We start from the raw sequence: 11,002 nt of genomic DNA on the forward strand, positions 1-11,002 counted from the left end.
CGTTACTGGCCGACGGCCCGTGGCAGGTCGCGGTGCCAGCCGTAATCGCGCGCATACGGGGCGTAGTCGAGGTGCTCGAAGGCCGGATCCTCGTCGTCGATCTCCAGCACCACCGTGCCCGGGCGGCGTAGCCGCGAAGGGACCACGTCGAATTCGCGATCGCGGGTGTTCTCCACGCCCAGCCGCGACCGCGCCATCCGCTGCATCCGCCGCCGCTGCACCCGCGCCTCGATCCGCGTCTGCCGGCGCAGATAAGCCAGATAGAGCACGGTCACCGCACCGGCGCCCCCGCAGACCCACCAAGCCGTCGGCGTCAGTACGAACGCCGCCGCAGCCGAGGCCACCAGCGCCATCGCCATCGCCATCAGCATCCGCTTGCGGAAGGTGTATTTACGGGCACCGACCGCGGCGGCGGTCTGCGACTCGTAGCGGTGCCGCCGCGAGATCGCCGGATCCAGCATCGACTCGGATTGTTCCTCGGCCACCGGTATCCCGGAGGTGTCATCGACGGTTTCGTACTCATCGGCGACCTCTTCAAAGACCGCATCCTCCGCGTGCTCCGCCATGGATTCGGTTTCGGCGTCGTCATCCGCCGCCTCCTCGACCTCGGCGTCCGCGGCCGCGCTGTCTCCCACTGAAAGCGCGCCGGAGTCCTCGTCGACGACGTCGACGTCCAGGTAGTCGGGGCCGGGCTCGTCGACGACGGCGGCCGCGACCGCCACTACCGCCCCGGACGGCTCGTCCACGTCGTCGTCAAGGACGTCGTACTGGCGCTCGTCGTGCTGCCAGTGCGGATCGCTGCGATGCCCGGCCGCCGGGCCGCCGCGCCGGAGCAGCCGCACCGCCGCAGCGCTGTTGAGCACCCGGGTCGCCAACGCCACATCGCTGGTCCGCCGCACGGCGTCGCGCTTGCTGATCAACATCGGGACCAGCACGAACAACCACAGCACCACGAGCGATATCCACAGCAATGATTGCGGGATGCTTGGCATGGTGACCCGCTCCTTTCCCCGCCAGGCTAGGCCGTCCTCCGGCGCATCCGGTCGAGGCGCGCCCAGGACAATTACACACCTGTAATTTGCCCGAGACAAGTACCAACAGTCACAAAAGTCACATCTGCAACACACAAGCCGGCAAAATCCGAGCCACTGCTACACCCAACTGGCGTGCCCTTCGCGCACCAGCGTCGACGTCACCGACCCGTGGACCTCCTCGAGCGTGAGGGCCACCAGCACGTGGTCCCGCCAGGCCCCGTCGACTTGGAGGTAGCGCCGCAACAGCCCCTCCTCGCGGAACCCGACCTTTGCCAGCACTGCCCTACTCGCCACGTTTTCGGGTCGCACTGTGGCTTCCACCCGATGCAACATGACCGGGCCAAAGCAGTGGTCGAGGCCCAGTGCCAACGCTCCGGTGGCCACCCCACCGCCGGTCGCCGAGCGGGACACCCAGTATCCGATCCACGCCGACCGCAGCGCCCCGTGCGTGACATTGCCGATCGTCAATTGCCCGCAGAACTGCCCGTCCAGCTCGATCACGTACGGCAGCATGCGGCCCTTGCGGGCTTCGGTGCGCAGACTCGAACACACCACGGGCCATGACGAAATACCATGGCGCACAGTCCACGCCATATCGGCGCTGGGCTCCCAGGGCTCAAGATGGCTGCGGTCGGCCAACCGGATGCGGCTCCACTGTGCGGCGTCACGCATCCGCACCGGGCGCAGCCGGACCACCCCCGCGCCGACCCGCAGCGGTCCGACCGTCGTCGGCCAGCCGGGGTGCGCAGAGCTGGAGCGCCACAGGTTCACGAGGGTTGTGCCGCGCCGTTCAGCCACGCTGGGCCAGGAACGCGACGTCCACGATCTCACCGGTGCGGATCTGCTCGGCCTCGGTCGGAACCACCACCAGACAGTTTGCCTCGGCCAGCGTTGCGAGGAGGTGCGACGAGGCACCCGGCGCACCGCCCAGCGCCTGGACCAGGTATTCGCCGGTGTCCTGATCGCGCATCAGCTGGCCGCGCAGAAACCCCTTGCGCCCGGGCACCGACATGATCGGCGAGAGGGTGCGCGCCTGCACCACCCGACGCATCGGCTGCCGCCGGCCCAGCGACAACCGGATCAGCGGCCGGACCATCACCTCGAAAACCACCAGCGCGCTGACCGGGTTGGCCGGCAACAAAAACGTCGGGACGCCCTCGCGGCCCAGCTGCCCGAAGCCCTGGACCGATCCGGGATGCATGGCGACCCGGGTGACCTCCATCTCGCCGAGTTGGCCGAGCACCGAGCGCACCGCCTCGGCGGCCGCGCCACCGACCGCCCCGGCGATCACTACGATCTCGGCACGGTTGACCTGCCCTTCGACGACGTCGCGGAGCTCCTCGGGGTCGGTGCCGACGATCCCGACACGGTTCACCTCCGCCCCCGCGTCGCGCCCGGCTGCCGCCAGCGCGTAGGAGTTGACGTCGTAGACCTGCCCGTTGCCCGGGGTGCGGGAGATGTCGACGAGCTCGCCGCCGACCGCCATCACCGATAGCCGCGGACGCGGATGGACCGACACCCGTTCCCGCCCCACCGCGGCTAACAGACCGACTTGGGCCCCGCCGATGATCGTCCCGGCGCGCACCGCCACGTCACCGGGTTGCACGTCGTCGCCGGCGCGGCGCACGTAGGCGCCCGACCGCACGCCGCGCAGCACCCGCACCCGGGACCCCCCGCCGTCGGTCCAGCGCAACGGCAACACGGCATCGGCCAGCGTGGGCAGCGGGGCCCCGGTCTGCACGCGGGCGGCCTGACGCGGCTGCAGTCGGCTGGGGGTGCGCGCGCCGGCCTCGATGGTCGCCATCACCGGCAGGGTCACGGTGGAACCGTCGTCGAGTTGATCATCGGAGTCCTCGGAGTCCCCGACGCTCTGCACGTCGACACTGCGCACCGCATAACCGTCGATCGCGGCCTGGTCGAACCCGGGCAGCGGGCGCTCGGTCACCACCTCCTCGGCGCACATCAGCCCCTGCGCCTCGGCGATCGCGACTCGCACCGGCCGCGGTGCCACCGCGGCGGCCGTCACCCGGGCCTGCTGCTCCTCCACCGAACGCACGAAAGCGCCTTCCTGCCAACTCTTCCCAGGCGGTCGCTAGTCTTCGGTCAGGCCCAATCGCGCCACCAGCCATCGCCGCAAGTCCGGGCCATAGTCTTCGCGGTCCAACGCAAAGTCAACCGCAGCCTTGAGGTACCCGCCGGGATTTCCCAAGTCGTGTCGAGAGCCGCGATGCACGACGACATGCACCGGGTGCCCTTCGGCGATCAGCAGCGCGACCGCATCGGTGAGCTGCACCTCACCGCCGGCGCCACGGTCGATGCGGCGCAGCGCGTCGAAGATCGCACGGTCGAGCACATAGCGGCCGGCCGCCGCATACCTCGACGGAGCATCAGCCGGCTTGGGCTTTTCCACCATGCCGTTGACCTTCAGCACATCTTTGTCGGCCCCGGGAACCGGCTCGACGTCGAAGATCCCGTAGGCGCTGATCTCCTCCGGAGACACCTCGATGGCACACAACACCGTGCCGCCGTAACAGGCCCGTACCTTCGACATGGTCTCCAGCACACCGGTCGGCAGGACCAGGTCATCGGGCAGCAGCACCGCCACCGCATCCTCGTCGTCGGACAAAACGGACTCCACGCAGCCGATTGCATGCCCGAGCCCGAGCGGCTCGGCCTGCACGACCGACTCGACTTTGAGCAACCCCGGCGCGCGACGCACCTTGGCCAGCATCGCCTTCTTCCCGCGCGCCTCCAGCGTGCCCTCGAGCACCAGGTCTTCGACGAAGTGCGCGACGACGCTGTCCTTGCCCTCCGACGTGACGATCACCAGGCGCTCGGCGCCGGCCTCGGCGGCCTCGGCAGCGACCAGCTCGATGCCTGGTGTGTCGACGACCGGCAGCAGCTCCTTGGGCACGGTTTTGGTCACGGGCAGGAATCGGGTGCCCAGGCCAGCCGCGGGCACGATCGCGGTGCGCGGAACCGGAACCAGTGAACGTGACATCGTTCACACGATAACGGCAGCAGGCTCCGGGGTTTCAGCGACGTGCTGGACGACGGTGCTGTCATCGTTGATCCCATGGGCACCGCCGGCAAAGCCGCATTGCGGCAGCAGTTGCTGGTCGCCCGGCGATTGGTTGCCGACGACATCCGCGCCGGCGAGGCGCGGGCGCTGAAAGACCACCTGGCCGGCCTGGTGAGCGAAGGCGACATCGTGTGCGCCTACGTGCCGGTGGGCGCCGAGCCGGGCTCGATCGAGATGCTGGAGGTGCTGTCGAGCAGGGCCGGACGACTGCTGCTGCCGGTGGCGCGGACCACCGGCGACGACACCCCGGTGGCGTTGCAGTGGGGCGAGTACCGGCCCGGCCGGCTGGTAACCGGGCGGTTCGGCCTGCTGCAACCGGGGAAGCCGTGGCTGCCGGCGTCGGCGCTGGCCGAGGCCAACCTGGTGCTGGTGCCCGCCTTGGCGGTCGACCGCGCCGGAGTGCGGCTGGGTCGTGGCCGCGGTTTCTACGATCGTTCGCTGGTGCGCCGCGACCCGCAGGCGCGCCTGGTCGCGGTGGTGCGGGACTGCGAACTCGTCGGCGAGTTACCGTGCGAACCGCACGACGTGCGGATGACTCACGCGCTGACTCCGGGACAGGGACTGATCGACCTCCACACCGCCCGGGAATCGCACCGGCCAAATAACGGTTCTAGCACTTAGCACGGTAGAGTGCTAATCAATGTGAGACCCGGAGGTTTCTGTGCCCACCTACAGCTATGCGTGTACCGAGTGCGGTAACCGCTTCGACGTGGCTCAGGCCTTCACCGACGACGCCCTGACGACGTGCCCGCAGTGCTCGGGTCGGTTGCGTAAACTGTTCGGTTCCGTCGGGGTGGTGTTCAAGGGCAGCGGTTTCTATCGCACCGACAGCCGCGAGTCGGCGAAGAGTTCTACCAACGGCTCCGCCAAGTCCGACTCCACGTCGAGTTCGGCCGACACGTCGAGTTCCCCGGAGAAGTCGACTGCCTCCTCGACAACCTCCTCATCTTCCTCGACCTCTTCGACGTCCGACGCGGCGAAGTCCGCCGCCGCCAGCTAGCCGGGTTATCCACAACCGGCATTCCGACGTCAGCGCTCGATGCCCCGCCGGCCTAGCGTGGCGGCGTGGCCGAATCGCTGAATCCGTCACCGGCCAGCCGGGTCATGCAATGGTTGCGCCCGGACTGGACGCGCACCGTGCTGGCCCGACGGATCGCGGCCGCCGGGCTCGTCGTATTGGCCGGTATTGCGGCGTTGCGGTCTAATCCCGACGGTGACCGCGCGCAGGTGGTGGTTGCAACGCGCGACCTGCGCCCCGGCACGGCGTTGACCGCCGATGACGTCCGGCTCGAAAGCCGTTTGGCGGCAACAGTTCCCGACGGTTCACAAGTTAACCTCGACGCGGTGGCCGGCTCCACGCTGGCCGGCCCGGCGCGGCGGGGCGAAGTGCTCACCGACGTGCGGCTGCTGGGCAGCCGGTTGGCCGAATCAGCCGTGGGGCCCGGCGCCCGGATCGTGCCGCTGCATCCGGCCGACCCTGCGCTGGCCGACCTGCTGCGCCCGGGCGATGTCGTCGACGTGGTGGCCGCTCCGACCAGAAGCGACGCCGACTCACCCGCCAATCCGCGCATCGTCGCCACCGATGCGATTGTGGTCCTGGTCTCGGCCAGGCAGAAAACCCAGGCTGACGACCGGGTGGTGCTGGTGGCCGTGCGCGGCGGCGCGGCGACCGCGCTGGCCGGCGCCGCGCTGGTTCAGACGGTGACCCTAACCCTGCACTGAGTCGAACTGCTTCAGGCGGCCGCCGACTGCTCACTGGCGCAGTATTTGCACTTGTTCGCGGCCTCAGGAATATCGGACAGGCACTGCGGGCAGGCCTTGGTCGCCGGCTCGTCACCGAAAACCGTGACCCCGCGGCGTTTCTGAATGTGCTTGTAGGGCACCACGATCAGGAAGTACACCACCGTCATGAAAACGATGAAGTAGATGATCGCCGAGATAAAAGCGCCGATGTCGAGAAAGGTCGCCTTGTTGCCTGCCTCGGTGAGCTGCACGCCAAGGCCGTCCTTGCTGTTCGGCTGCGCCGCCGCGACGAGCGGATTGATCACACTGGTGGTGAAGGCCTTGACCAGGTTCGAAAACGCCAACGCCACCACCAACCCGACGGCCACGGTGATCACGTCACCCTGCATCAGAAAATTCTTGAATCCTTTGAACATGGGCGACACGCCCCTCCCGTCGGCACGGATTACCCGGGCGACCCGGCGCCGCCCGAAAAAAACGTATGCCGCGGTGCGACCAATTTTGTGGCATGGGCGAAATTAGTCATCAAGGTTTGATCGCCCCGTGACCTTCGAAGCAGTGCTCAGAGTTGGTGTGGCTCGCCAACGGGCTGTGTCAAATCTCCAGACTGGACAATTGACCGATGATCTGGGCCGCTAACGGGTTAATGGTCGCCATCCCGTCGCGCACCGCATAGCGCGAACCGGCCAGGTTGACCACCAAGGTGCTCCCGGAGATCCCCGCCAAACCGCGCGACAATCCGGCGTCGATGATGCCGGCGGCCAGCCCCGAGGCCCGAACGGCTTCGGCGATACCGAGGACTTCGCGATCGAGGATGTCACGGGTGGCTTCCGGGGTGATGTCGCGGGGTGTCACGCCGGTGCCGCCGACCGACACCACCAGGTCCACCCCACCGATCACCGCGGTGTTCAGCGCGTTGCGGATCTCCACCTCGTCGGCCGTGACGGCCACTACCCCGTCGACGACGAAACCCGCCTCGGTGAGCAGCTCGGTGACCAGCGGGCCGCTGTGGTCCGCGTCCCCGTGTGCCGTGCGATCGTCGACCACGACGACCAGTGCCCTGCCGACCACCAACTCCCCGCGCTCTTCCATGGGTGCAACCGTATCTCTGGGGTCTGACCACTCCGCTGCGACCTGCATCACTGCTGCGCCTTGCCGAGGGTGACCTGCACCGTCTTGCTGGCGCCTGACGGATCAAGGTAAGTCAGCGTCACCTTGTCGCCGGGCGCTTTGGACCGCACGGCGGCGACCAGTCCGTCGGCGCTGTTGATCGGGCGGTCGTCGACCTTGGTGACGACGACACCGCTGGGCAGTCCGGCGCCTGCCGCCGCTCCATTCGGCACCACCTCGACGACCTTGGCGCCGGGCGCACCCTTGTCGCTGGTCACCTGCACACCCAGTGAGGCATGTGACGCCGTTCCGGTGCTGATCAACTCGTCGGCGATGCGTTTGGCCTGGTCGACCGGAATGGCGAAGCCAAGGCCGATCGAGCCGCTCTGGCTGTCGGCGGACTCACCGCCCAGGGTGGCAATTGCCGAGTTGACCCCGACCAGTTGGGCGTTCATGTTGACCAGCGCGCCACCGGAGTTGCCCGGGTTGATCGCGGCGTCGGTCTGGATGGCGTCGAGCACGGTGTTCTGGTTGCCGGTCTCGCCGGTGGTCGATACCGGTCGGTTGAGTGCACTGACGATGCCGGTGGTCACCGTGCCTTCCAAACCCAACGGTGAACCAACCGCGACGACGGGCTGGCCGACCCGCAGGTTCGCCGAAGAGCCGAGGGTGATCGGTGCCAAGCCGGCAACACCTTGCACGCGGACCACGGCGATATCGGTGGTGGGGTCGGCCCCGATGACGGTGAACGGGGCGGTGCGCCCGTCGTTGAAGGTCACGGTGGTCTTCAGCGCCGGGCCTGTTGGTCCCGCTGGGCCCGGCTCGCCGCCGCGGTCATGGCTGGCGGCAGCGGCAACGACGTGGTTGTTGGTCAGGATCAGCCCGTCGGACGACAAGACGATGCCCGAGCCCTCCTCGGATTGGCGGCCCATATCGGTTTCGAGCATCACCACGCTGGGCACCACCTTGGCAGCGACCTGCTCGACAGCGCCGGCCGGCGCATTTGCGGCCGGGACACTCGGAGCGGTACCGCCCGGTGTCATGCGGGTCATGCTGGTACCGGGCTGCCCGCCGTGCTCGACCAGCGACGCCACGGCGCCGCCGATACCGGCCGACACCACCGCGATCACCAGCGCCCCGGTAGCGAAGAGCCCTGCACGGGAACGCTTTTCGGGTCTACCCAACTGGGCTGGGGCCGCGGACGGACCGCCACCGAAGGAGTTGAACGGCTGACGGTACGGCTGCTGTTGCGCGTAGCGCCAGTCGTACTGCTGGGGATAAGTTTGCTGCTGTCCCTGGCCGGCATACCCGCCGACCGCACGCTGATCGGACACCGGGCGGTATCCCGGCTGCTGCGGTGGTGGCGAATACCTCGGGTGATTCGTCATATGCGCTCGGTCGCTCTTTCTCTCTTCAAGTAACTGCAACTACCTTGCCTGGGTGGACTGAGAATCCACTGAGATAACGTTCGCCGGACTTACAGAGTTTCCCTTCTTCTCTGCGGAACTAACATCCGATGTCGGATATGGCGCCGGCGGCATCGGACGACCGGGGAGCAACACGTGGACCGATGTGCCCGGCGGTTGGCCGCCCGTTACGGTGTCTTCGATACGAAGCGCCCCACCGTGTTTGAGCACCACGTGTTTGACGATCGCCAGGCCAAGGCCGGATCCGGGCAGTGCCCGCGCCGTTGCGGAGCGGAAAAACCGTTCGAAGACCAGATCACGCTCGTGCGGTGGGATGCCAGGGCCGCGGTCGGAGACCACCAGTTCGGCGTGTGTCGGGTCGACCTGCGCCATCCCGACGCCGACGCATCCGCCCGATGGACTCCACTTGGCTGCGTTGTCCATCAAGTTGAGCACCGCGCGCGACAACGCCGCACCATCGCCATAGACCTGCCAGGGAATCACGTGGACGTCGAATTCGATGTCATTGCGGCGCCGCCGGACCCGCTCCAAGCTGCGATCTACGACGTCAGACATCTCAACCGGATCGTGCACCACCTCGCCGGCGTCGTCTCGGGTGAGATCCACTAAATCGCCTACCAGCGTTGATAATTCCTCGATCTGCGCGATGACATCGGCGCGCAGACCGACCATTTCCTGTTCCGGAAGTGGCGGTGCACCGGGCGCCATCGACGCCATCAGCAGTTCGACGTTGGTGCGCAGCGAGGTCAGCGGGGTGCGCAGCTCGTGACCGGCATCGGTAACCAGGCGCGCCTGCCGTTCCCGAGACTCGGCCAGCGCTTGCAGCATCTGATTGAATGACTCAGTGAGCCTGGCTAATTCGTCGCTGCCGAACACCGGGATGGGCCGTAGATCGTCGGTGCGTGCTACCCGCTCGGCCGCCTCGGTGAGCCGGGCTACCGGTCGCAGCCCGGCGCGCGTGACCATCCCCCCGGCTATCGCGGCCACCGCGACGCCGACCCCGCCGACGATCGCCAGTACCCAGCGCAGTTTCATGATGACCGCGTCGGTCGGTGCCAGGCTCTTGGAGATCAGCAGCGAGCTGCCGTTGGGCAGGTGAATAGCCAGTACGCGCTGATTGGCCGCGGTGCGTCGCGACAGGAACAAGTCGCCGCGGATGACCGCCTTCTCCGGTTGTCCGACCGGAAGCTGTTGGTCTGGCTGGTTCGCGGTGTAGATCGACCGGCCAGGGTTCACCAGCATCGCGTTGACATCCGAATACGCTGTGCCCTCAATGGCTTTACCGGGATCGGCGGCCAGCGACCCGCTCGCGATCAGCAGCTGCGCCCTGCTTTGCAACTGGGTGTCGACGTCCTTGTACAGCGCCGCCGAAACCACCGTGTACACCGCGACCGCCATCAAGACGCCCACCATCAACACCATCGACATCGCCAGCACCATCACCCGCCACCGCAAGGACAGCGAGGTGGTGGCTCGCAGCGGCGCGCGGCGGCGCCGGCCGAACACAGACATCAAGGTGGCGTTTCACGTAGCACATAACCCACGCCTCGCACGGTGTGGATCAATCGCGGCTCTCCGTCGGCTTCGGTCTTGCGACGCAGATAGCCGACGTAAACTTCCAAAGCGTTACCCGAGGTGTGGAAATCGAAGCCCCACACTTCCTCGAGAATGCGGCTGCGGGTGAGTACTCGTCGCGGATTGGCGATCAGCATCTCCAACAAGGCGAACTCAGTGCGGGTCAAGCTGATCTGACGTTCCCCGCGGGTGACTTCGCGGGTCACCGGATCCAGGGTGAGATCGATGAACGTCATCGGTGCCGCCTCGGCGACCTCTTCGATCCTGATGCGGCGCAACAACGCCCGCAATCGGGCCAGCAACTCTTCGAGCGCGAACGGTTTCGGCAGGTAGTCGTCGGCGCCGGCGTCCAGACCGCCGACCCGCTCGGAGATCGAGTCGCGTGCCGTCAGCACCAGGATCGGCAGATCGTCACCGCTGCTGCGCAGTTGACGGCATACTTCCAGGCCGTCCAGCCGCGGCATCATGACGTCGAGCACAAGCGCATCGGGCCGGTCGGCGACAATCATGTCGAGCGCCTCGACACCGTCTTCCGCCAACGCCACCGAGTAGCCGTTGAACGACAGTGACCGGCGCAGCGACTCGCGCACCGCGCGATCGTCGTCAACGACAAGAATTCGCACGGCCACCAGTGTTGTCCAATCCCCTGAGAGCGAACTAAGAGGTGTGCGTATGAAAATCTAGCGGCGGTCCAGGTCGATGAGACCCAGCCGAGCCGCCTTGAGCAGCCGGCGCGGCACCTTGTGCCGTTGTCCGGCCGCCGTCACGCCGACGAGTTCGGGCTTGGCGGCCTTCCAGTGCGCACGCCGGCTCCGGGTGTTCGCGCGCGACGTCCTGCGCTTGGGCACAGCCATACTCGAGCCTTACTCCTGGTAGGAAAGTCGCTGCGCGGACGGATCCGCGGCGACGATTGCTGCCCAGAATAGTCGGTGACCTGCTGCCCACCCAAATCGAGGTGTCCGGGGGGATGCTTGACGTGGCACCGCCGGTACCCGCTAACCTACCGGTTGGTTGGCATATCGGCTACCTTG

General features: G+C 67.3%; 13 protein-coding genes. 3 read left to right on the forward strand and 10 right to left on the reverse strand.

The window, feature by feature from the left end; translation table 11 throughout:
- Positions 1–2 precede the first annotated feature (2 nt).
- From sepX to ACRDTL_RS14200, 4 genes are all read right to left on the reverse strand, one after another.
- Positions 3–992 carry a divisome protein SepX/GlpR gene (sepX, locus tag ACRDTL_RS14185; protein ID WP_431507339.1) on the reverse strand — a complete coding sequence of 330 codons (990 nt, stop codon included), beginning with the start codon at positions 990–992 and terminating at the stop codon, positions 3–5.
- A gap of 159 nt (positions 993–1,151) precedes the next feature.
- A complete protein-coding gene (locus ACRDTL_RS14190) occupies positions 1,152–1,805 on the reverse strand; it encodes a GNAT family N-acetyltransferase (protein ID WP_431507365.1) in 654 nt (217 codons plus the stop codon).
- 19 nt (positions 1,806–1,824) lie between these two features.
- Complete coding sequence (gene glp / locus ACRDTL_RS14195) at positions 1,825–3,090, reverse strand: molybdotransferase-like divisome protein Glp (RefSeq protein ID WP_431507340.1); 1,266 nt, start codon at positions 3,088–3,090, stop codon at positions 1,825–1,827.
- 36 nt (positions 3,091–3,126) lie between these two features.
- Positions 3,127–4,035, reverse strand: coding sequence for a UTP--glucose-1-phosphate uridylyltransferase (locus ACRDTL_RS14200; RefSeq protein ID WP_431507341.1), 909 nt, complete (start codon positions 4,033–4,035; stop codon positions 3,127–3,129).
- Positions 4,036–4,110: 75 nt separating this feature from the next.
- Between ACRDTL_RS14200 and ACRDTL_RS14205 the strand changes: the two genes are divergently transcribed.
- The 3 genes from ACRDTL_RS14205 (at position 4,111) to ACRDTL_RS14215 (ending at position 5,838) form a co-directional block, all read left to right on the forward strand.
- Positions 4,111–4,737, forward strand: a complete 627-nt coding sequence (locus ACRDTL_RS14205; protein ID WP_431507342.1) for a 5-formyltetrahydrofolate cyclo-ligase — start codon at positions 4,111–4,113, stop codon at positions 4,735–4,737.
- Between the two features lie 40 nt (positions 4,738–4,777).
- The gene (locus ACRDTL_RS14210) at positions 4,778–5,116 is read left to right on the forward strand and encodes an FmdB family zinc ribbon protein (protein ID WP_431507343.1); all 339 of its coding nucleotides are present in this window, start codon (positions 4,778–4,780) and stop codon (positions 5,114–5,116) included.
- Between the two features lie 65 nt (positions 5,117–5,181).
- Positions 5,182–5,838 carry an SAF domain-containing protein gene (locus tag ACRDTL_RS14215; protein WP_431507344.1) on the forward strand — a complete coding sequence of 219 codons (657 nt, stop codon included), beginning with the start codon at positions 5,182–5,184 and terminating at the stop codon, positions 5,836–5,838.
- An 11-nt stretch (positions 5,839–5,849) separates the two neighbouring features.
- Here the strand turns inward: ACRDTL_RS14215 and ACRDTL_RS14220 are convergent, their stop codons facing one another.
- The 6 genes from ACRDTL_RS14220 to rpmF form a co-directional block, all read right to left on the reverse strand.
- On the reverse strand, positions 5,850–6,275 hold the full coding sequence (locus ACRDTL_RS14220; protein WP_431507345.1) for an MscL family protein: 426 nt from the start codon (positions 6,273–6,275) through the stop codon (positions 5,850–5,852).
- 178 nt (positions 6,276–6,453) lie between these two features.
- On the reverse strand, positions 6,454–6,999 hold the full coding sequence (locus ACRDTL_RS14225) for a MogA/MoaB family molybdenum cofactor biosynthesis protein (protein WP_431507346.1): 546 nt from the start codon (positions 6,997–6,999) through the stop codon (positions 6,454–6,456).
- Positions 6,999–8,357 (reverse strand): S1C family serine protease, encoded by a 1,359-nt coding sequence (locus tag ACRDTL_RS14230; protein ID WP_431507347.1) that lies wholly within the window; start codon positions 8,355–8,357, stop codon positions 6,999–7,001. The genes ACRDTL_RS14225 and ACRDTL_RS14230 overlap by 1 nt, the downstream gene beginning before the upstream one ends.
- A gap of 39 nt (positions 8,358–8,396) precedes the next feature.
- On the reverse strand, positions 8,397–9,908 hold the full coding sequence (locus tag ACRDTL_RS14235) for an ATP-binding protein (RefSeq protein ID WP_431507348.1): 1,512 nt from the start codon (positions 9,906–9,908) through the stop codon (positions 8,397–8,399).
- Entirely contained in the window at positions 9,908–10,594 is a 687-nt protein-coding gene (locus tag ACRDTL_RS14240) for a response regulator transcription factor (protein ID WP_431507349.1), read from the reverse strand. Before ACRDTL_RS14240 ends, ACRDTL_RS14235 begins: the two co-directional genes overlap by 1 nt.
- A gap of 57 nt (positions 10,595–10,651) precedes the next feature.
- Positions 10,652–10,825 carry a 50S ribosomal protein L32 gene (gene rpmF, locus ACRDTL_RS14245; RefSeq protein WP_431507350.1) on the reverse strand — a complete coding sequence of 58 codons (174 nt, stop codon included), beginning with the start codon at positions 10,823–10,825 and terminating at the stop codon, positions 10,652–10,654.
- Between the last annotated feature and the right edge of the window lie 177 nt (positions 10,826–11,002).

This window comes from Mycobacterium sp., from assembly GCF_050700595.1.
Taxonomy (GTDB): Bacteria; Actinomycetota; Actinomycetes; order Mycobacteriales; family Mycobacteriaceae; genus Mycobacterium.

Coding starts and splice junctions, on each gene's coding strand:
- sepX (WP_431507339.1), bottom strand. CDS start 992: ATGCCAAGCATCCCGCAATCATTGCTGTGGATATCGCTCGTGGTGCTG.
- ACRDTL_RS14220 (WP_431507345.1), bottom strand. CDS start 6,275: ATGTTCAAAGGATTCAAGAATTTTCTGATGCAGGGTGACGTGATCACC.
- rpmF (WP_431507350.1), bottom strand. CDS start 10,825: ATGGCTGTGCCCAAGCGCAGGACGTCGCGCGCGAACACCCGGAGCCGG.
- ACRDTL_RS14200 (WP_431507341.1), bottom strand. CDS start 4,035: ATGTCACGTTCACTGGTTCCGGTTCCGCGCACCGCGATCGTGCCCGCG.
- ACRDTL_RS14225 (WP_431507346.1), bottom strand. CDS start 6,999: ATGCAGGTCGCAGCGGAGTGGTCAGACCCCAGAGATACGGTTGCACCC.
- ACRDTL_RS14230 (WP_431507347.1), bottom strand. CDS start 8,357: ATGACGAATCACCCGAGGTATTCGCCACCACCGCAGCAGCCGGGATAC.
- ACRDTL_RS14205 (WP_431507342.1), top strand. CDS start 4,111: ATGGGCACCGCCGGCAAAGCCGCATTGCGGCAGCAGTTGCTGGTCGCC.
- ACRDTL_RS14235 (WP_431507348.1), bottom strand. CDS start 9,908: ATGTCTGTGTTCGGCCGGCGCCGCCGCGCGCCGCTGCGAGCCACCACC.